Origin of the sequence: Pelagibius sp. Alg239-R121 (genome assembly GCF_947331435.1) — a bacterium.
In the GTDB taxonomy this organism is placed as follows: Bacteria; Pseudomonadota; Alphaproteobacteria; order Kiloniellales; family Kiloniellaceae; genus Denitrobaculum.
This window is the reverse complement of sequence record NZ_CAMZOF010000001.1, coordinates 57,478-76,223: the sequence shown is the minus strand read 5'-3', so window position 1 is coordinate 76,223 and position 18,746 is coordinate 57,478. Positions and strand designations below refer to the sequence as shown.

Sequence of the window (18,746 nt, the reverse complement as noted above, 5' to 3'; positions counted from 1 at the left end):
TTCGCCGGGCCTTTTGCCATATTATGGGGGCGTTCGCCGTCACGACTACGGTCTCGGCGCCCCTGCGATCCCAAATACGGCAAATCGGGATCAAATCTAATTCAGCGACGCTGGCCCAGCTTCCTTTTTGAGTTCCGATAAACAATCAGACCCTAAGAAAACTGCCGCAAATTCGCCATACTCCAAAGTTATGGTCGTTTCCCGAAAGCGATGCAAGCCTTGCGCGCCGCACGACGCCGAAATGAGTCGCGTGTTTTTGGCGTATTTTTGCTATGCGTACAGCTATGTGGGTGTTTGGGCCTATGAAGGCCTCTTTAGTCGGGTCGGCGATATGATATCAAGACGCTTCAGACGGCGCGCGCACGCTGATTTTTCTATGAATTTTGGCCGCGAGCGGCGATCCGCTCTTTTCGAGAGAGTCCAAGCATGCCACTCTTTGTTTTCCTACGAATCCAAAGCCCGCAGTTTCGCCCATGAGAAAAACCAGCTTAATCGCCGTCGTCCTGCTGTTTGGTCTGGTCGGCGCGGGTGCGTTGTTCCTGACGACATGGGACATTCCGGCGCCCTCCGCTCCTGTCGAAAAAGTCCTCTCCAATGAGCGCTTTCCCCGCTAGTCGTCCCCTGTTGCGGCCCTCCGGGTCCGTAACGGCAGGCAGCTTCCTGGCTGCGGCAGCGCTGCTGGTGCTTGGTCTGGGCGCAGGTGTTCCATCCGTATACGCCCAACAGGACGCAGCTCCTCAAAAAACAGGCAGTCCGGTTCGTCTGACGCCGCCGATCTCTCTGGTGCCCGGACAGCAGCCGGGGGCGCAGCCCGGCGCGGCCAAGGTTCCCTCGGCGGCAGCGGTCAAGAGCCTGACCGTCAATCAGCCTGCGGCACAGCGGAAGAAGGGCATTGAGATCGATTCTCTCTCAGCGGTCGATCCCAATTCCATTGGCGCGATTGATTCCGAAAGTGGCGGGCTGGGGGCGGATCTTTGGCGCGGCAGCGACCGTACGACGATTTCAGGCCTGTTGCGGCGTACACCGGCAGGTGTTTCGTCTCCGACGCTTCGGGATCTGCTGCGGCGGACACTGTTGTCCGTTGCCGACCCGCCCGCCGCCCGTCCAACGGCAGCGGTGCCTCTGGCACAATTGGCTCGCAGCCAGGAGACACGCAACGACGCGGGTCTGGTGGCGCGTTCAGCTGGAATCGGCGGGAGCGCCGCCACGGTATCCAGTTTTCTGTCCCTGCGCGCCGAAGCCCTCGCGGCGCTTGGCGAATCCCAGGGATTGAACGAGCTTCTGGCGGTTGTGCCCAGCCGCGACGTCGATGAGGTGATTACCCGCGTCCAGGTCGAAACCCTGATGTTGTTGCAGGACGATGTGACAGCCTGCGCCATCGTGCGTGATGCCGTCGTCTCCTATCCCGCCGATCCCTTCTGGCCCAAGGCGTTGATGTATTGCCAGATCGTCGCGGGCGATCTGAACGGTGCGATCCTGGGGCTCGATCTTTTGCGCGAGGGTGGTGATGACGACGCCACCTTCTTCGAACTGGTCGAATCCGCCGAAGCCGCCATTGGCGGCGCCACCAGCGACGTGACCTCGCTCGATCCGTCGCCGTTGCACATGTCCCTGGCCCGGGCCACGAACCAGCGGGTTCTGCCCGACGATGTCAGCACGGCACGTCCCACGGTTTTGGCGGCAATTGCGGCATCGCCCGCCTATAATCTGCCCGAACGGGCCGAGGCGGCGGAACAGGCGGTTGCCGTCGGCAGCTTCCCGGCCTCCGGCCTGGGTGAACTCTACAGTGGCTTCACCTTTGGCAATGACGAATTGCAGGCGCCCATCGAAGCCGCTGCCATCAGCAACGGCGTGCGCGGGCGGGCCCTGCTGTTTCAGGCTGCTGGTCAGCAAGCGCTGCCGGTGGCACGCGCTGAGATCCTTAACGAGGCCTTTCGCCGTATGAAGGATGACGGCCTAGCCGGCGTTGGCAACAAGGTGCTGATGCCGCTGTTGATCGATATCCAGCCGACGCGTGAATTGCTGTGGTTTACCGAAACGGCGGGACGGGCGCTCTATATGGCCGGCCGTACGGAACAGGCCGACGCCTGGGCGACGCAGGCCGGCCGGCTTGTTGCCGTCAGTCCGCAGGCCAAGGGAGCTGCCCTTGGGCTCTGGCCCTATCAGCGCCTGTCGGGCGCAGGAGTCACGGCACTGGGAGGAACGGGTGAAATGGGGCTGGCTGCATGGTATCCGCAGCGCGCCGAGTACCTGCGTGACTTTGTGCTGGCCGGGCAGGGTGAGGGCGCCGATCCCGACCTGCCGGATGGCGGGGACGTGGCCATTTCCTCACGCCAGGCCATTCTCCTGCGTGCGCTGTTGGATGCCGTCGGCGAAAATGACGATCTAACCTGGTCGGACCTGGCTTTATCGACGTCCTGGCAGGCGCCGGAGGTCGAAGAGGGCGACGACCACGGTTCCGTCATCGCGACCACCGATCCTGTCATTCTCCTGGCGTTGGGGCAGGCCAGCCGAGCGAACCGCAAGGGTGAAAGTATCTTGCTCGCGGCCATCTCTGCGCAGAACCCGGCGGCGGCAAAACATGATCTCCTGGCGATCGCCACGGCTGTCCAAAGCCTCCGCCGCCTCGGCTTCGACCGGGAAGCCCGCGCTCTGGCCATGGAAGCTGCTGAAGCCAGCGGGCTCTAGACTATGCCCGGGATTGCCCCCATTTCCCTGGGTGCAAGCAGTGATGCTTTTCTGGAAATGCTGGCCGCCGAACGCGGTGCGGCCGCCAATACCCTGGATGCTTACCGCCGCGATCTTGAACACTGCGAGAACTTCCTCGGTTCGCGGGGTAAGGGGCTTGGCGACGCTGAAACCGAGGATTTACGCGCCTACCTTCGAACTCTGACCGCCAGCGGCATGGCGCCGCGCACTGCCGCCCGGCGGCTCTCAGCCCTGCGGCAGTTCTATCGTTTCCTCTACGAAGACCGTCTTCGCGGTGATGACCCGACAACGGGTCTTGAAAGCCCGCGTCAAGGCCGGCCTCTGCCAAGAGTCCTCAGTGAAGCCGAGGTCGAGTGCCTGCTGACCACGGCCCGTGCCGACCCCTCGCCAGAGGGCGTGCGCCTCAGCACTTTGTTGGAACTGCTCTACGCCACTGGCCTGCGGGTATCCGAGTTGGTCTCCCTACCGCTGTCGGCCACTGCCCGCGACCCGCGTGTGCTTCTGGTTCAGGGCAAGGGCGGGCGCGAGCGTCTTGTGCCCCTGAGCGTCCCTGCCCGTGAAGCCTTGTCAGAGTTCCGCGAGATCCGTTCCCGTTTTCTGATGAGCAAACTGGCAGCCAAAGCGAACGGAAGCAAAAAACCGCCTGAATCCCCTTGGCTCTTCCCATCCCGCGGCAAATCCGGGCATCTGACCCGCCACCGGGTCGGCCAGCTTCTCAAAGACCTTGCCATCGCTGCCGGTATTGATCATGCCAAGGTCTCGCCCCATGTCCTGCGCCATGCCTTCGCCAGCCATTTGCTGGATCATGGCGCTGATCTACGCGCGGTGCAGAAGATGCTTGGCCACGCCGATATCTCTACCACCCAGATCTACACCCACGTGCTCAGCGAGCGCATGAAATCCCTGGTGCTTAACCACCATCCGCTTTCGGACAGGAATTAGAGGCCGATTGCTCCTAAAAGGTCATTCTCTTTAGGACATCGTGTCCATCAATCCAGCGGTGCTTAATCACCGCTGCGACGTGGACCGCCGCCAGCGCGAGCATCGCGTATGCGAGCCACTCGTGCAGTGTCGAAGTGGCGGTTTCGAGATCCTGCCCCCAAAGTGATTTCATTGTCGGGAATATCTTCGGCATCGATAAACCGAACCACTTGACGCCATGACCGCCAAAATCAGTTTCGGCCCAACCGATGAGGATGACCGCTGCCGGCAGCAGGTAAAGCCCCAGATGGCCGAGATGTGAGCCGATTACCTCCCATCTGGCCATAGCTTTCGGGAGCGGTGGGGGCGAGTTTGAGGTTCTTACCGCGATGCGTATCACCAGGAGGAGAAGCAACGTTACGCCAATTGAGATATGAAGCCCGAACAAGAACTCCTGCAATGGGGAGTCGTCCGACACGAGCGATGTCATTGCGTAGCCGCAAGCCCACATGAAGATGAAGCCCGCGGCCATCACCCAATGCAAGACCCGCGCTGAAAGTACATAACGTTCCATTTGAAGACCCATTTGGCTGAAAACTGCGGGTTTACTGACACGGGCGGGCTCCATTCGCCATGGGGACTGAACGGATGGTTTCCCGGCTCCGCAGACGGTCAGTGAAATTTCGTGAGCGGTTGTTTCTCGACCACTCGCAAGGCAGTTGCTAGATTTCGTCGATGACGCTGAATGAAGTTTCGCTTACGGCTATTGACTGGCGAGCGCTTCCGAAGAAGGTGCTGGTCGCCGCGTTGATCGGCGGATGCATTGCATTGGTTCTCGAGCCGGATCACACGTCGGATCTGCCTATTCTGGCTGCCTTTGGGCTGTGGTCGCCGCATATACTATTTGCCGCTGCCCTGTTCCTGGCGGGTCTGGCGGTTTTCCAGCGCCTTGGACTACCTGCTCTCCTACCGGCTGTTGCCTCGACATTGCTTCTGCCCGTTCTTTTCGCACCCGTGTCTTTGCTGCTGGATTATGGATTTGGAAAGCCGGACGAAGAGCTTGTGGCGGCTCTGCACCCGGTCAAAATCTACATCAGCGAGGTTATGGCGGTCGCGCCGGTTGCCTTGACCGTGGCGCTGGTCGTGGTTTTCATTCTCGCCCGGGCTGCACCGGTTCATGACGGTCACACAGAGGCAACCCGCCCGTCACTGAAGAGTCTGATTGATACTGTTCCTCTTTCGTTAGGTGACGACATCATTCGAATGCATGCCCAGGATCACTACGTCGAACTCGTGACCACAAACGGATCTGTGTTGCTTACGGAACAGTTCGGTGACTGTGTTGAACGCCTGACGCAACTCGGTGGCGTCCAGTGCCACAGATCGCATTGGATCAGCCTGGACCACGTCCGGGATTTGGCACGCTCCGGAAGCGCATATCTATGCACTATGAGCAATGGCGACCAGGTTCCCGTCAGCCGGAGACGCTATTCGGAGTTGAAGGCCCGGCTGAGCATGCGAGACATCCCGTCATGGCGTTCATGATGCGGACCCGCAGCGGAAAGACCCCCGCCGCGGAGACTTAGAAAAAGTTCCAAGTCGGTTATCAAAGGGATCCCAGACAGGATAGCTTCACCGGCCTGCGGGTAGGAGTTCGCGGGCTGGTTGGACGGTATCTCTCCTTCCTGTCTGATTACGTAAATAACCGTCGCACTCAAGAGTCATCACTCACTCAAAAGCTTTGTTGCGGTGCGAAAGAATCTGTCTATACTGCACTGCAAATTTTACCGGAAATTACCCGGATGCTGTGCAGTATGGCGCTACGCGCGCTCTGATGTTGCACAGCAATATCAGGCAGTGTCATTCCAGAGAGCGAGGAAATCCCATGAGCTTTACCATTGTCGAACAGGCCACCGCACGTCTGAACCGGAGCGAACTGGCGGTCCCGGGCAGCAGCCCGCAGTTCTTTGAGAAGGCGGCCAAGTCCGCCGCCGATGTGATTTTCCTCGATCTGGAAGACGCGGTGGCACCCGACGACAAGGCCCAGGCCCGCAAGAATATCATCGAAGGCCTGAACGATCTCGACTGGGGCGACAAAACCATTTCGGTCCGCATCAACGGCTTGGACACCCACTACATGTACCGCGACGTGGTGGATATCATTGAGCAGGGCGGCGAGCGTCTTGACATGATCATGATCCCGAAGGTCGGCACAGCCGCCGACGTCTACGCGCTCGACATGCTGGTTACTCAGGTCGAGGACGCCGTGGCCCGTAAAAAGAAGATCGGCTTCGAGATGATCATCGAGACTGCGCTGGGTATGGCCAACGTGGACGCTATCGCTGCCGCATCCAAGCGGAACGAAAGCCTGCATTTCGGCGTTGCCGACTACGCCGCCTCGACCAAAGCGCGCACCACGGTTATCGGCGGTCCCAACGCCAATTATGGCGTACTTACGGACAAGGACGGCGATGCGCCGCGCGACTACCATTGGGGTGACATGTGGCACTATGCCGTTGCCCGTATGGTGGTCGCCGCCCGCGCTCATGGCCTGCGTCCGATCGATGGCCCCTTCGGCGACTTCTCCGACCCCGATGGCTTTAAGGCTCAAGCCTACCGCGCCGCGGTGCTCGGCTGCGAAGGCAAGTGGGCGATCCACCCCAGTCAGGTGGATATCGCCAACGAGGTCAACAGCCCTTCGGAAAAGGAAATCACTCAGGCCCAACGCATCCTGGACGCCATGAAACAAGCTCAGGCCGAAGGCAAAGGTGCCGTTTCCCTGGATGGCCGCCTGATCGACATCGCTTCGATCAAGCAGGCCGAAGTGATGGTCAAGAAAGCCGAGCAGATCGCTGCGGCGGGGTAAGGCAGGGCAGCTCGGCTTATTGCCGGAAGATCGCGTCCTGGACCAATGCGCAGCTATTCGGTCCGGGCGCGCCATCGGCTTTTGCGCTGTCCGGAAAGGGCGGCGGCAGGCTGTCGTCGCGACAGCCACCGCGGTAGGAGCGCAGCATGGAGGCGGCCAGCTCCGGCAGCAGCGGGCCGTGGTCGTTCAGTACAAGGTGTATTTCCGCCGTGGTAGGGGCCTCGAAGCGCTGACTGTACCAGCCCTGCGGTACATCGCCCTGCGGCAGATAGGACGAGAATTCCGCCGAGCCATCCGCAGCAACAATCGCGCCGTCTGCGTAGACGATTTGTGTTTCGACAGCGTCCGCACGGCCGATCACGTCGTCGGGCGAACAGGGTTGGGCGTTACAGTTTGACGGCGCGTTGATGACTACCCACCAGGCGGTCGTCACATGACCGGCCTGCAGGCCGGAAGTGCTCAGCCGCATGGCGGCGCCCCTCGATGACGTAACAAGGCGGGCCTCGGCCCCGGTGATCGGAACGGCCGGTGCCGCGTCGCTGGCCATGCGCTCCACGCCCGTGCGCAGCTCGCGCAGGCCCTGTTGACTCTCCGCTATATGACCGCAAGCGCTGACACCTCCCGCAGCCAGGACCATTAGAAGGTTTGTCGTCAGTCTCATCTCGCTCTCCTTCTTTGTTGTGCCTTCTGTTTCACGATGCCGGCCACGCTGGTCACGCCGGTACCACGTTCTGGTTGCAGCGGAACAGGTTCTCCGGGTCATACTCCGCCTTCAGCGCGGTGAGCCGCCCATAGTTGGCGCCATATGCCTCCTGCGCGCGGCCCTCTCTTTCACTGATGAAATTGACGTAGCTGCCCGCTTCCGCCTGCGCCGCGAGGGCGTCGGAGGCAGTGCGCAGCCAAGCGATCCTGGCCTCGTCTTCCGCTGGATCGCGCCAGCGCACCCCCGGTGTGATCGCAAAGTTCGTCTGCCGGTGGGGATAGGCGCTGTCGCCGGGCGCCCTATCGGCAATCGCGCCGCCGAGCTGGCTGATCAGGATGTCTGATTCCGGTGTCGGCAGGTCTGCTGCCAGTTCGCACAGAGTGTCGGGCAACGGATCCTCCAGACGCAGGAAATTGTGCGAGCGCCAGTAGTTACGCGCGCCTTTGTCGTAAGCCGCGTCCAGGATCGACTGCGCTTCCGTATAGGGGCGGGGCATGACCGCATCGCCCAGCGGCGTGCTGAATTTCCGCAAAGGCGCCAGCAGCCTCCGTCCCTCCTCTGGGTCACCGGCGCAACACTGCATGAGGGTCAGGACCTTGCTGCCGTGAAACTCTTCCGGCAGGAACGGCAGGGGCGGCGCGGTCATCAGATTGGCCCAGACACAGCAGGACCGGGGCGCCTCAAGCGCAAAGGCTTCATAATGCCGCAGCACCGCCGGAGCGTCCTCCAGAGGGTAGACCGTCGGGCCAAACAGGATCTCCGGGCCGATCGGGTGTAGGGCAAATTCGAACTTCGTGGCGATGCCGAAATTGCCGCTGCCGCCGCGCAAGCCCCAAAAGAGATCGCTGTGGTCCTCGGCGCTCGCCCGGACTTGGGAACCGTCTGCCAGCACCAATTCGACCGACAGCAGGTTGTCAGACGTCAGGCCGTGCAGACGTGACAACCAGCCGAAACCGCCGCCGAGGGTCAGTCCCGCGACCCCTGTTGAAGAGACCACGCCGCCCGGTGTTGCAAGCCCCTGAGCCTGAGTCGCGGCATCCAGATCCCGCAGGGTCGCCCCGCCCTCGACCCATGCCCGCTGCCTCTTCGCGTCCACCTGAACACTGCGCAAGCTAGACAGATCGATCATCAAACCGCCGTCGCTGACTGCCGTGCCCGCCACATTGTGTCCGCCGCCGCGCACCGATACCGCCAGTCCGTAAGCAACTGCTGTCTTCACCGCGACTACCACGTCGTCTGCACAGACGCAGTGCAGGATCGCCGCCGGCCGCCGGTCGATCATGGCGTTCCAGACCTGCCGAGCCGTGTCGTAACCCTGGTCTTCGGGCAGCAGCAACTGGCCCTGGACCGCACCGCGCAGCCGTTCCACCCACTTTTCCCCGGACATACCGCAGGCTCCTTTACCGCTTTCCGACAGACCCCAGCCTGCCGCGAATAGGTTCACGGAGATAGTGAGGAATCTGGAGTACTACAGATTCTGGAGTTGTTATGCCTTGCGAGTCCTGAAAAACTTACGGCAGCAGATAACAGCGAAGGGGATCGATCGCCATGAAAGGTTATGGTCAGTACTGCCCGTTGGCATTGGCTGCGGAGTTACTGTGTGAACGCTGGACGCTATTGGTGATGAGCCGCCTGCTCGACGGCTGCCGCCGTTTCAACGAGATCCACCGCGGCGTGCCGCGCATCTCCGCCACGCTTCTGACCCAGCGCCTGGCCCGGCTCGAGCAGGCCGGTCTTGCGGAGCGCCGGCCGCTCGCGAACGCGCGCGGTTTCGAATATCTCCCAACCCAGGCCGGCAGTGAACTGGAGCCGATCATCATGGATCTCGCAGTCTGGGGCCAGCGCTGGTCTCGCGACATGGAGCACGACGATCTGGACCCGGCCTTTCTGGCCTGGAGCATGCACACGCGCCTTAATGTCGGGGCCATGCCCGCGGGACGCACGGTTCTGGAATTCCTCTTTACCGGCACGCCCTCTGAACTCCGCCGTTTCTGGCTGGTGCATAAGGACGGCAAGGTCGACATGTGCCTCAAGAATCCCGGCTACGATCCCGACGTGATCCTGAATGCCGACATCCGCCGCTTCGTCGAGGCCTGGCGCGGCTTTCGCGACTTGCGGGCGGAAATCCGCCAGGGCCACATCCGCGTGGAAGGCCCGAAAGACCTGCGCCGCGCGCTGCCCGACTGGCTGCTCCTCAGCGCGCTCGCGCCCTTCCCGCGCGAATGTCCCGGCAGTGAACGGAGTCTGAACGAGGCAGAAACGAAGACCGTGGCCGCAGAATAGCGGGGGGATTGCTCTTCCCCCGCATATCTTTCTCCGAGACGCGTTAGTCCGCCGCGAAGCACATGAAGAGGCCGGCGCCGCCTGTCTTGGGCAGGTCGGCTTCACCGCAACCGCGCGAAGGGTGGGCGGAGTTCCAGGAGGTGTTGCCGCCGCCGTGGCGGTCGTGGTGGCCGACCTGTGCGCTGCCGGTGCTGGCGTTGCTGGTCCAATTGCTGCAGGTATGGTCCTTGTCGTCCGGGAAGTAGGCCGTGCCGTCGGCCATGGAGCCGGTCAGGATGTCATGCCGGTTGGGCTTCTCGCCGCGGCCGTTGACGTGTCCGCCCTTCTCGTCCAGGGCCGTGCGCAGCACGATGTTCGGGTTCAGGTGCAGCTGGTCCAGATCGACCGCGATCAGTTCGCCGAGCGCATTGTACCAGGGGCCCTGGCCGATGCGGTTGCGCGCCGAGATGCCGCGTTTGCCGTCTTCCTCGGTGCTCAGATAAGCCCGCCAGGTCTTGCCCGCCGCCCCGGCCGCGCCCGACTCCGTTGCCAGCTTGGCGCAGTAGGCGTCTGCGCCTTCCAGCCCGCCCAGATTCGCGCCGTCACCCGGCCCGACGCTGGTGATGAAAAAGCCCATGGTCTTGTCGGCGGCCTGTGCCTCAGAAGTAAATGCAAGTGTGACACTGGCGGTAGTGACACCCAGAGCCAGTGTAATTGCAGCCAGTGGCAGTGCCGCGGTCAGAGTTCGCGTAATGGTCATGACAGTTCCCTTTATTGCGGTGTGCGGGGTGAAGCGATCTTTGGTGTGATCCGACCGATTTGCTCCGGCACGATTTCTTGGACCCTGGTTTGATTGAATTGCGTGACCTGTTCCCGGTGCTTCGGTCTGCACTAAGGGGTGTCAGTCCCATGCGAAGCGCACGCCGAAGCCTTGCCGGTCAAAACCCGCCAGAAGTATTGAAGATAAAATCCCGCACCGAAACAGGGCTTGCCGCACAACTTCGTGAGTGCAACTCATTCGCTTCCTGTGTTGAAATGCGGGCGTGAAATAACCGCCTTGTTTTTAAGGGCTTGCAAGGACGCTGCCATTCAAGAAGCATGAATGGAATGCACGAACGGGGGCTCCAGGCTGTGTGGAGGCGCGAAGAAACCTACGTTATCGCGATCGCTGTCCTGGCGGCGTTGTTGATCGCCGCCTCCGAAGTCGCTCCCAACGGTGTCGCGCCCATCGGAGTCACCGCGCTCTCCGGCCTCTATGCCTACTGGCTGATCCGCCTCTTCATCGAGACCTTGTTGTTCGTCGCTCTGCGCCAGGTGATCGAGCGCTATCTGCCCGAGCCGCGCTCCTTTGCGTTGGTGACGGCATTGGCGATCGGGATCAGCCTGCCGCCCTTCGTGCTGGCCATCACCGCCTTCGATATCGTGCTGGGGTATCCGGAGTTGGGCCTGGAGGCCGGCGCCGCCGCACCCGCGTCCAAGTTCACCGAGTTTGGACTCGAGTTGCTCTTTCTTTCCGACAACCATCTGGTGCTCTGCCTGCTGTTGAGCCTTCCCAAGATCTTCATGGCGCGTCTGTTACCGTCTAGAGCAGAGCCACCCTCAGCACGTGAGGCAGAAGCAGTTTGCGAAATTCCGTCAGATACTGTCGCAGCCGCCGAACGTCGCGCCGCCGAACCTCGCGCCGCCGAACCTCACGCCGCCGAACCTTCCACCGCAGGACCTTCCACCGCCATCCTCTCCCGCATCGACCCGCCGCTCTCAGGCGAGATCCTCTGGGCTGAAGCCCAGGAACATTACGTGCGCCTGAAGACCACGGAGGAGACCCGGATGGTGCTGCACAGATTTTCCGATATCCTGCTGGACCTGCCCGCCCAGGCCGGCATCCAGGTCCACCGTTCCCACTGGGTGGCGTTCGACGCCATCGCCGAACCTTTCAAAGACGGTGCCAACCTCCGTCTCCGCCTGCAAAGCGGTGAGGTGGTGCCGGTCAGCCGGTCCTATCGGTCCGCGACGGAGCAGGCGTTGGCGGGGAATGTAGGGTGAGGTCGCCGCGAGCCACTCACAGTTGGGAATGCCCTATCCGAATTGAGGTACGTATTTGGTGCTAAACTATCGGTGCACAAAACAAGACCTGACTCCCTATCCTACACCCGGCATAAATTCATCTGGCCCAATTTCACCTGAAAGATACCCGCTCGACATCTCCCGACAATCCACAACCCTGATACCGGCCGCAGAAACCTTACCAGCGACAAGGGGTGGGGGAGCTCGTTTCGCACTGATTGACACGACACGCAAACCACTTGCGCCTGGAGCACCTACGCAACGGTCGCATTCCCGCAATCACCTCATGAACATCGGCAATGACAACTGAAAAGACCCACTGGCCGGACGTCCTGATATTCCTTGCCGGAGGCATTGCGGTTGCGATGCTGATCGGCAAGGCGCCGGCGGCGCTGCCCGTGATCCGTGCCGGCATGGGTCTGTCGCTGTTCGAGGCCGGGCTTGTCGTTTCCATCTTCACCCTGATCGCGGGGTTCGGCGGTGTGCTTGCCGGCTCGATCGCCGACCGCTTCGGGCCGCGCCGCATCGCGATTTTCGGCATGGGGCTTGCCGCCCTTTCCTCGCTCGCCGGATCGGCGGCCACCACGGCACTGCCCCTTCTTGTGACCCGCACCGGCGAGGGATTGGGGTTCTTCCTGACGGTGGTCTCCATACCGCCTTTGCTGCTGCGGGCCAGCCAGACGCGCGACCGGCAAAAGGTCATGGGCATCTGGTCCAGCTACATGCCGGCCGGCATGGGCTCCATGCTGCTGGTATCAGGACTGATCGTCGAAGACATCGGATGGCCTGGCGTCTGGCAAGTGACCGCCGCTGCCATTGTCATCGTTGCCGCCGCCTTCGCTTTCACGGCGCGGAAATATCCGCCCGAAAACCCGTCCAGCGATCAACCCGGTCATCTGGCCAAAAAACAACCCGTGACCATTGCCGGCACGCTCGTCGTCGTGAAACGGCCGGGCCCGCTGCTGCTGGCGCTCGGATTTGGCTCCTACGCGTCGCAGTTCTTCATCATCAGCAGCTTCGTCCCGCTGATTCTCGTGGAGCAGGCGCACTGGAGCGTGCCGGCGGCGGGCGTGGCCGGCGCCGCCGTCATCATCGCCAATCTGATCGGCACCCTCGGCTCGGCCTGGCTGCTCGGCCGCGGCATTTCCCGCGCCAGCATTGTCATCGCCACCTCCCTCATTCTGGCGATCGCGGCGGTGTTCGTTCTGAACGACAGTTTCCCGCCGATGCTTCGGATCGGGGCGGCCGTCTGTTTCTCTGCCTTCGGCGGGCTGATCCCGGGCGTTTTGTTCGCGGGCGTCCCGGTCCACGTGCCGTCCCCCAACCACGTTTCCTCGGTCAACGGATTGATGCTGCAGGGTGTCGCCATCGGGCAACTCACCGGTCCGGCGATATCGTCCTATGTCGTGGAGCAGACCGGCAACTGGTCGGACGCCCTTTACGTGGTGTTGCCGCTGGCCGCGCTCGCGGTGCTCGCGGGCTTCCTGATCGGCCGCTTGGAGCAGTGACACGCTTAGTCTTTTTGGAGACGCAAAAGTACCTAAAGTTGATCGGTCCTCATACTGCCCCACCTCTTCTGCCAGCGGTCATAGGCATGCTTTGTGTTGTGAAACATCGGTGCACAGTACACGCCCAAACCGCTTCCGCCTGGAAGCATCGTTGGTCGTCAGCACCTGGAATAGTGCGGGACTACGGAGATGATTTCGGATTTCGCCGATGCGTAATGAATCCGCTTCAGTTTCGCCCAATAGCAGGCAGTGTCGCACATTTGGCAAGGCCGCGCGGAACAGAAGATCTCACAGCCTTCCAGGGTGGGAGTCGTCAATCGGCGGCAGGCATCCCTGATCGCGTCGATTTCGGAGTGGGCCGTCGGATCGTTTAGCGAATAAATCCGATTTCGTCCCTCGCCTACGATCAGGCCGTTCTTCACAAGAACGGCACCGTATCCCGTGCCGTCGCCGAGTTTGATTGAGGTATCGGCCAGATCCTTTGCGCGTGCGATGTAATGCGCGGGATTTTGCTCAGACGGCTGTATGAGGGGTTCAGGCTCTTCTCGTTTCTGTGCCGCGAGACCAGTGCCCGATGCGGTCGAAAAAGTGAGCGCCGGCCCGAAAGCCATGACCCTTAATAACTTACGGCGGCAATTTCCGTTCATCTCCCAACCTTCTTGTGTTTCTGTTTCAGGGCTTTCCTTGTTTTGACAAGGGGTGAAGCATGACGGCGCTGGTATTTCGAGCGGAAGGGCGAGGGTTATTCTGCTCCCGGTGCGGCTCTCTCGGCTTCCAGGATGACCTTGACCAGCACCCCAAATCCCAGTTGTCCGTCGTCGGTAAAGCCCTTCTCACCGATGCCGAACGCGAGCCGCTCGATCGTAAGTTCGGCTTCGACATAGGCACGGCCGTTTTCGATTCGAAGCATGAATGGCAAAGCCAGCGGCTGACGATGTCCTGCCAGAGACAATTGACCATCGGCCGCATAGCTGTGCTCGCCTGAATGGACAAAACTCTCAGACACAAAATTCGCAATCGGATGCATTGCCGCGTTGAGGAAGTTCACACCCTTGGCCTGCTCGCTGACACCGCCGAGGGAGATGCTGCCGACATCGACCTGCACCTCGAGAGACGCGGTTTCAATATTGTCGGGGTCGAAATTTACAACGGCATCCCACTTCTCGAAGCTGCCGGCAACGGGATTGCCCATCTGGATGATCTGAATGTCCAGGCGGCTTTTTTGCTTGTCGAGTGTCCATCCCGCAGAAGAGGCTTCTGCCCCGTTCGTGATGACGATGTCCGCTCCGCCGTTCGTTCGCTTGATCGAAAAATCGGTAAGGGTCGCCACGCCGACGACCAGGAATGACAGCGCCGCCAGAACTGCGGGAAGCCGCGCGAACCTTGGTTCGACCGGACTTGCCGTTGGATTTGCCGCTGCCGCGTGATACCGGCCGGGTATCATGCGGCGCAAGGTGGAGTCGCGGTCGATGACGGCGTGTTTGAGCGCGCCCGCCACATGAAGCGCCAACGCAAGACCCAGCAGGATGCCGGTGAAGACGTGTGCCGTTCCGAAGATGCCCGCGAGCTGCGGGTTTTTTGGAACAAGCGGCAGGTCCTGAAAGAACGGCCACCAGATCGGCGCGAAGCCCTCGCTCGCCGAGTGATGCAGCCAGCCGGTCAGGGGCATACACAGGATCGCCCCGTAGAGCATCCAATGAACGCTTTGCGCCGCCAGGCTCTCAAGCGTCCTCTCCGCGTTCAACGGCCTTGGGTGGGGTTGAACCAGAGCCCAGGCCACCCGGACGAGCGCGACCAGAAACAGGAGAACCCCGAGTGTCTTGTGCAGGGAGTACCACCAGGATTTTTGAAGCACTGCTTCCGCTGAGCCTTGCGGCAAGCCTTCCATGTAGAGGCCAAGCGGAAGCAGTGTCAAAATCAGCCCTGCGGTGACCCAATGAAGGAGTTGAGCAACCAGACCATAAGTTTCCCGCGTGTTTAGAAGCATCTGATTATGTTTGCTCAACAAGGATCCAAAGTTGGACGCGCGTTATCGCAGGGCGGCGGCGAAGAGCTTTTGTACAGCTTACCTTCAAAGGTGCCACGCTTGCGATGCATCCGCCACCAGGGGCTCGCTATTCGCGATCCTTCATTTCCGTGACGATGTTGATCGAGATCGGACCGGTTGAGAACCCGCCGACATTAAAGGCCTGATGGTCGATCTCCGTCGTTGCCGAGAAGGCTACCCACTTTCCTTTGTAGTAGTCGATAACCCCACCGAGCGGATGGTCGCCGCGGTGCGTCAAAGCCGTTTTCAGTGTGACCGGCTTCGTCACGCCATGGATGGTAAGATCTCCCGTCACATCGGCCGTCATCTCTCCGGTTTTCGTAACCGACGTGCTGACAAAGGTAATTTCCGGATAGGTTTCGACCTCCAGGAAATCCTTGCTTTTCAGGTGGTCATCAAGGGGAACGAACCCGCTTGAAACGCTTGCCGAGTCAATTGTTACGTTAAGTGTAGACTGTTCAACGTTGTCCGGATCGAGAACCAGCGTTGCTTTCGTCGTGATAAATTCACCGTTCTGCATGGAAACGCCCGCGTGGTTCCACCCGAAGCGTACTTCCGTATGCCCCTGGTCGGCATAATAGGTTTCCGCTGCAAAAGCGCCGGCGGACGGCAAAGCAACCAACAGCGGCAGGGCCACAAACCGGAAAAATCTCTTAAGTCGCATTACTTTCACTCCCACGTTTGCCCGCCATCTTGCCAAAATCTCATCACCAATCTCATCGCCAATCTTCTCGCTACCGGCGGTGATATTCTGCAACAGGCAAGGCTTGTTGTTAATAGATGAAAATACATCTATATGGTAAAGACGTTCGTTGCTACGGAATAGTGAGTACGGTCACAGAAAGTTGAGAGTATGTACCCGACAACAGAAGAGACGGCGTTGTGGATGGCGCTGAACCGGGCGCAGGATTCCCTCTACAGTGCGATGGATTCTGTGCTCAAGGCAGAGGGCCTGCCCCGCCTGCGCTGGTATGACGCCTTGTGGGCGATTGAATGCGCCGGTGGTCCGGGACTGCGCCCTTTCGAGCTGGAAAAAGGGCTCATCTTCGAACAGTCGAACCTGTCGCGTTTGCTTCGCCGAATGATTCAAGACGGGCTGGTGGAAGAGTCGGTGTTCGAGTCCGACCGGCGCGGCAGGCTGCTGCGGATCACGAAGAAAGGCCGGCGTGTGCGAAAAAAAATGTGGACGATCTATGGCCCCATGATTCACGCACATATGAACAAGCTGTCCAAAAGCCACGACCTCGCAAAGATCACATCCGCCCTTACCGCCCTGATTCAAAGACAGGAATGACAGCGGAAGGGTCTGGTGTTTTGTTTAGTCTGCAGTGCAGGTGAGGTGGATAATTGTGATCTTTGAAGAAGACTGCCATCAATTGGCGGGAGCCAAGCCGTATTTCGTGCGTCCGCCGAAGATGCGGGACCCATCACTAACCCCCAAAAGCTCCCTCAAAAAACGCCGCTTCCAGTTCCGTCACCTTCCTGAACAACTTCACCAAACCTGCCTGCCGCGCCGCATCCAACCCCTTACAGGCCCGGTCCGTCTCCGTCCGCAGCCACTCCACAAATTTCACGAACTCCGCCGTGGCATGCAGTTCGATCCATTCGCGGTATTGCGGCTGGGGCGGCTTTGCATCTGCGACCGGTTCCGCCCAGGCCTGGTAGACCCATTCGGAGCAGAGCAGGACGGTCATGGCTTCCGGGTATTGTCCGGAACCAGCATAGCCGCTGGCGCCGCCGACGATGGCGTCTGAGATGGCTTGCGTGACCGGTGATGGTGGAGTGTTGCGCCAGGTGGCTTCGGGGACGCCGAGGCGCTCGAAGGACTTAAGGAAAAAATCGTTCTCGGCGTTGGTCAGGACCGAGAGGAAACCAGCTAAGGGACGGCGGGTCGCCATGTCGGGCGCCAGCGCGACCGCGAAGCCGACGGCCTGGGCCAGACAATCGACGTAGTGATAGTCCTGGATCAGGTAGCGAACGAAGACCTCGTCCGGCAGGGTTCCGTCCGCGAGCTGGCGCGTGAAGCGGTGGGTGGTTGCTGCTGTCCAGAATGGCTCGGAAGAGTCGCGGAGACGGTCGGTGAAGCCGCCAGCGGCGGGCGCTTTATTTTGGGGGGTGATGTCGCTCATCTTTAAAGGGACTCTTTGGTTTAGTCTCGGTGCCGGCCCGCTCCCCCTCCCAACCACCCACAGGATAATCGCATTGGGTGGTTGGGAGGGGGAGCGGGCTGGTGCCGGTTTCGGCGCTAGCCGAAACCTAATCGAACCCCGCCAAGTGGCCGGGAGGGGGAGCGGGCCGGCACCGAACTCAATTAAACAACCCGGGCCGGTGCCGGTTCGACGTCAGTCGAACTTCACCAAACAATCCGGAGAGGGTTGGCCTCGAACTCGGCGATAGCGGCTCTAAACCCTATCTATCCAACTCCACCGCATAGCCCTCGACCGGGACCAGTTTCTCAATCATCTTGTGTTCCTGCAGGAACGCGGCGAAGGCCTCATACCGGCCCTTGTCCAGCGCGGCAGGGCGCAATGCAAAACGCGGCAGGGTGTCGCGCCAGGCGCGGCGGTTCAGCTCGTCGTCCAGCTCCTTGCGGTAGCTGATGAAATCGCCCCAGGCTTCGTCCGGGTGGTTGATCATGAAGGTCACGGCCCGCTCTAGCGCGCGCAGCACTTTCGGGAAGCGCGGATCGTCGAGCTTTTCGTTGTTGGCGACCATGATCAGTTCGTCGTAGGCGGCCACGCCCTCTTCCTCGACGTAGAACGCCCGGCCCTTGTGCCCCTCGATGTCCATCTGGTTGAGTTCGAAGTTGCGGTAGGCGCCGATCACCGCGTCGACCTGGCCGGAGAGGATCGCCGGGCTGAGCGAGAAGTTGACGTTGATAAGTTCGATGTCATCGGTGGTCAGGCCGTGGCGCGCCAGCATGGCGGTCAGCATGGCGTCCTCGAAACCGCCGACCGAAAAACCGACCTTCTTGCCCTTCAGATCCGCGATGGATTTGATCGGGCCGTCGTCCAGCACCAGCAGCGTGTTCAGCGGCGTGGCGACCAGGGTGCCGATGCGGGTCAGGGGCAGACCGGCCTCGACCTGCAGATGCAGCTGCGGCTGATAGGAAATCGCGAGATCGCCCCGGCCGGCGGCGACCAGCTTGGGTGGGTCGTTGGGATCGGCGGGCTCGATCAGCTCGACCTCCAGGCCCTCCTCGGCGAAGTAACCCCGCTGCTGCGCCACCACCAACGGCCCGTGGTCCGGGTTCAGGAACCAGTCCAGCAGGATGGTGGTCTTCTCGGCTGCGTGGGCTGCTGAGATGGAGAGGCTCGAGACCATCGTCAGCGCGAGGGCGGTGAGGGTCAGGCGAAAGGCTCCAAACGGAGACTTGAAAGTAAAGTTGGACAACATGGCGGACCTCCTTAATCCGATATTCGCCTCGCATGCGAGACTCAGATGATCAGCGCCTTTTCACGCGAAAAAGCGCCAGGAGATCCGGGAGTGAGTAGCGGAGGGTCTTTGCGGAGAGCCCTCGTACAGTGAGGACCGGTTTCCTTCCCTGCGCCGGCATTACCCGGATCAGGTTCGAAGGGTCACTGGGCAATTCAACGCCTGCCCAATATCTCAGCCTGTTAAATCCGACCTCTCGGTTGGAATAAGGCCCCCCTAGGAACGGCCGCG

General features: G+C 61.0%; 18 protein-coding genes and 1 riboswitch. Of the genes, 9 read left to right on the top strand and 9 right to left on the bottom strand.

Annotated elements, in window-relative coordinates; genetic code table 11:
- Positions 1-473 precede the first annotated feature (473 nt).
- Genes QMZ18_RS00315 through QMZ18_RS00305 form a run of 3 tightly spaced genes read left to right on the top strand, consistent with a single transcriptional unit; the run spans position 474 to position 3,651 of the window.
- The gene (locus QMZ18_RS00315; protein WP_282604229.1) at positions 474-614 is read left to right on the top strand and encodes a hypothetical protein; all 141 of its coding nucleotides are present in this window, start codon (positions 474-476) and stop codon (positions 612-614) included.
- Positions 595-2,688 (top strand): hypothetical protein, encoded by a 2,094-nt coding sequence (locus QMZ18_RS00310; protein WP_282604228.1) that lies wholly within the window; start codon positions 595-597, stop codon positions 2,686-2,688. Before QMZ18_RS00315 ends, QMZ18_RS00310 begins: the two co-directional genes overlap by 20 nt.
- A 3-nt stretch (positions 2,689-2,691) precedes the next feature.
- Entirely contained in the window at positions 2,692-3,651 is a 960-nt protein-coding gene (locus QMZ18_RS00305; RefSeq protein WP_282604227.1) for a site-specific tyrosine recombinase XerD, read from the top strand.
- 13 nt (positions 3,652-3,664) lie between these two features.
- Here the strand turns inward: QMZ18_RS00305 and QMZ18_RS00300 are convergent, their stop codons facing one another.
- Complete coding sequence (locus tag QMZ18_RS00300) at positions 3,665-4,204, bottom strand: cytochrome b (protein ID WP_282604226.1); 540 nt, start codon at positions 4,202-4,204, stop codon at positions 3,665-3,667.
- A gap of 161 nt (positions 4,205-4,365) precedes the next feature.
- On the opposite strand from QMZ18_RS00300, the gene QMZ18_RS00295 reads away from it, so the two are divergent.
- Together QMZ18_RS00295 and QMZ18_RS00290 are read left to right on the top strand one after the other, a co-directional pair.
- Complete coding sequence (locus QMZ18_RS00295) at positions 4,366-5,175, top strand: LytTR family DNA-binding domain-containing protein (RefSeq protein WP_282604225.1); 810 nt, start codon at positions 4,366-4,368, stop codon at positions 5,173-5,175.
- Positions 5,176-5,515: 340 nt separating this feature from the next.
- Entirely contained in the window at positions 5,516-6,496 is a 981-nt protein-coding gene (locus QMZ18_RS00290) for a CoA ester lyase (RefSeq protein WP_282604224.1), read from the top strand.
- A gap of 16 nt (positions 6,497-6,512) precedes the next feature.
- Here the strand turns inward: QMZ18_RS00290 and QMZ18_RS00285 are convergent, their stop codons facing one another.
- Both QMZ18_RS00285 and QMZ18_RS00280 read right to left on the bottom strand, forming a co-directional pair.
- On the bottom strand, positions 6,513-7,157 hold the full coding sequence (locus tag QMZ18_RS00285) for a hypothetical protein (protein WP_282604223.1): 645 nt from the start codon (positions 7,155-7,157) through the stop codon (positions 6,513-6,515).
- Positions 7,158-7,209: 52 nt separating this feature from the next.
- The gene (locus tag QMZ18_RS00280; protein ID WP_282604222.1) at positions 7,210-8,586 is read right to left on the bottom strand and encodes an FAD-binding oxidoreductase; all 1,377 of its coding nucleotides are present in this window, start codon (positions 8,584-8,586) and stop codon (positions 7,210-7,212) included.
- A gap of 161 nt (positions 8,587-8,747) precedes the next feature.
- On the opposite strand from QMZ18_RS00280, the gene QMZ18_RS00275 reads away from it, so the two are divergent.
- Complete coding sequence (locus tag QMZ18_RS00275; RefSeq protein ID WP_282604221.1) at positions 8,748-9,482, top strand: helix-turn-helix domain-containing protein; 735 nt, start codon at positions 8,748-8,750, stop codon at positions 9,480-9,482.
- A 43-nt stretch (positions 9,483-9,525) separates the two neighbouring features.
- Here the strand turns inward: QMZ18_RS00275 and QMZ18_RS00270 are convergent, their stop codons facing one another.
- Positions 9,526-10,221, bottom strand: a complete 696-nt coding sequence (locus QMZ18_RS00270; RefSeq protein WP_282604220.1) for a lectin — start codon at positions 10,219-10,221, stop codon at positions 9,526-9,528.
- A gap of 347 nt (positions 10,222-10,568) precedes the next feature.
- Between QMZ18_RS00270 and QMZ18_RS00265 the strand changes: the two genes are divergently transcribed.
- Positions 10,569-11,504 (top strand): LytTR family DNA-binding domain-containing protein, encoded by a 936-nt coding sequence (locus QMZ18_RS00265; RefSeq protein WP_282604219.1) that lies wholly within the window; start codon positions 10,569-10,571, stop codon positions 11,502-11,504.
- A gap of 320 nt (positions 11,505-11,824) precedes the next feature.
- Entirely contained in the window at positions 11,825-13,033 is a 1,209-nt protein-coding gene (locus QMZ18_RS00260; protein WP_282604218.1) for a CynX/NimT family MFS transporter, read from the top strand.
- Positions 13,034-13,191: 158 nt separating this feature from the next.
- Here the strand turns inward: QMZ18_RS00260 and QMZ18_RS00255 are convergent, their stop codons facing one another.
- The 3 genes from QMZ18_RS00255 to QMZ18_RS00245 all read right to left on the bottom strand — a co-directional run bounded on the left by QMZ18_RS00255 (position 13,192) and on the right by QMZ18_RS00245 (position 15,744).
- Positions 13,192-13,680, bottom strand: coding sequence for a nucleoside deaminase (locus QMZ18_RS00255; protein WP_282604217.1), 489 nt, complete (start codon positions 13,678-13,680; stop codon positions 13,192-13,194).
- Between the two features lie 95 nt (positions 13,681-13,775).
- The gene (locus tag QMZ18_RS00250) at positions 13,776-15,020 is read right to left on the bottom strand and encodes a cytochrome b/b6 domain-containing protein (RefSeq protein ID WP_282604216.1); all 1,245 of its coding nucleotides are present in this window, start codon (positions 15,018-15,020) and stop codon (positions 13,776-13,778) included.
- Positions 15,021-15,147: 127 nt separating this feature from the next.
- The gene (locus tag QMZ18_RS00245; protein ID WP_282604215.1) at positions 15,148-15,744 is read right to left on the bottom strand and encodes a YceI family protein; all 597 of its coding nucleotides are present in this window, start codon (positions 15,742-15,744) and stop codon (positions 15,148-15,150) included.
- A 189-nt stretch (positions 15,745-15,933) separates the two neighbouring features.
- Here QMZ18_RS00245 and QMZ18_RS00240 point away from each other — a divergent pair, with 189 nt between their 5' ends.
- On the top strand, positions 15,934-16,374 hold the full coding sequence (locus tag QMZ18_RS00240) for a MarR family winged helix-turn-helix transcriptional regulator (protein WP_282604214.1): 441 nt from the start codon (positions 15,934-15,936) through the stop codon (positions 16,372-16,374).
- Between the two features lie 136 nt (positions 16,375-16,510).
- Here the strand turns inward: QMZ18_RS00240 and QMZ18_RS00235 are convergent, their stop codons facing one another.
- Together QMZ18_RS00235 and QMZ18_RS00230 are read right to left on the bottom strand one after the other, a co-directional pair.
- Positions 16,511-17,209: a TenA family protein gene (locus QMZ18_RS00235; protein WP_282604213.1), complete on the bottom strand. Its 699-nt coding sequence runs from the start codon at positions 17,207-17,209 to the stop codon at positions 16,511-16,513.
- Between the two features lie 280 nt (positions 17,210-17,489).
- Positions 17,490-18,404: an ABC transporter substrate-binding protein gene (locus tag QMZ18_RS00230; protein WP_282605568.1), complete on the bottom strand. Its 915-nt coding sequence runs from the start codon at positions 18,402-18,404 to the stop codon at positions 17,490-17,492.
- Between the two features lie 200 nt (positions 18,405-18,604).
- A riboswitch (TPP riboswitch) is annotated at positions 18,605-18,743 on the bottom strand.
- Positions 18,744-18,746 lie beyond the last annotated feature (3 nt).

Excerpts from the sequence above, each read along its gene's own strand:
- QMZ18_RS00315 (WP_282604229.1), top strand. The coding sequence starts at position 474 with ATGAGAAAAACCAGCTTAATCGCCGTCGTCCTGCTGTTTGGTCTGGTC.
- QMZ18_RS00310 (WP_282604228.1), top strand. The coding sequence starts at position 595 with ATGAGCGCTTTCCCCGCTAGTCGTCCCCTGTTGCGGCCCTCCGGGTCC.
- QMZ18_RS00305 (WP_282604227.1), top strand. The coding sequence starts at position 2,692 with ATGCCCGGGATTGCCCCCATTTCCCTGGGTGCAAGCAGTGATGCTTTT.
- QMZ18_RS00300 (WP_282604226.1), bottom strand. The coding sequence starts at position 4,204 with ATGGAACGTTATGTACTTTCAGCGCGGGTCTTGCATTGGGTGATGGCC.
- QMZ18_RS00295 (WP_282604225.1), top strand. The coding sequence starts at position 4,366 with ATGACGCTGAATGAAGTTTCGCTTACGGCTATTGACTGGCGAGCGCTT.
- QMZ18_RS00290 (WP_282604224.1), top strand. The coding sequence starts at position 5,516 with ATGAGCTTTACCATTGTCGAACAGGCCACCGCACGTCTGAACCGGAGC.
- QMZ18_RS00285 (WP_282604223.1), bottom strand. The coding sequence starts at position 7,157 with ATGAGACTGACGACAAACCTTCTAATGGTCCTGGCTGCGGGAGGTGTC.
- QMZ18_RS00280 (WP_282604222.1), bottom strand. The coding sequence starts at position 8,586 with ATGTCCGGGGAAAAGTGGGTGGAACGGCTGCGCGGTGCGGTCCAGGGC.
- QMZ18_RS00275 (WP_282604221.1), top strand. The coding sequence starts at position 8,748 with ATGAAAGGTTATGGTCAGTACTGCCCGTTGGCATTGGCTGCGGAGTTA.
- QMZ18_RS00270 (WP_282604220.1), bottom strand. The coding sequence starts at position 10,221 with ATGACCATTACGCGAACTCTGACCGCGGCACTGCCACTGGCTGCAATT.
- QMZ18_RS00265 (WP_282604219.1), top strand. The coding sequence starts at position 10,569 with ATGCACGAACGGGGGCTCCAGGCTGTGTGGAGGCGCGAAGAAACCTAC.
- QMZ18_RS00260 (WP_282604218.1), top strand. The coding sequence starts at position 11,825 with ATGACAACTGAAAAGACCCACTGGCCGGACGTCCTGATATTCCTTGCC.
- QMZ18_RS00255 (WP_282604217.1), bottom strand. The coding sequence starts at position 13,680 with ATGAACGGAAATTGCCGCCGTAAGTTATTAAGGGTCATGGCTTTCGGG.
- QMZ18_RS00250 (WP_282604216.1), bottom strand. The coding sequence starts at position 15,020 with ATGCTTCTAAACACGCGGGAAACTTATGGTCTGGTTGCTCAACTCCTT.
- QMZ18_RS00245 (WP_282604215.1), bottom strand. The coding sequence starts at position 15,744 with ATGCGACTTAAGAGATTTTTCCGGTTTGTGGCCCTGCCGCTGTTGGTT.
- QMZ18_RS00240 (WP_282604214.1), top strand. The coding sequence starts at position 15,934 with ATGTACCCGACAACAGAAGAGACGGCGTTGTGGATGGCGCTGAACCGG.
- QMZ18_RS00235 (WP_282604213.1), bottom strand. The coding sequence starts at position 17,209 with ATGAGCGACATCACCCCCCAAAATAAAGCGCCCGCCGCTGGCGGCTTC.
- QMZ18_RS00230 (WP_282605568.1), bottom strand. The coding sequence starts at position 18,404 with ATGGTCTCGAGCCTCTCCATCTCAGCAGCCCACGCAGCCGAGAAGACC.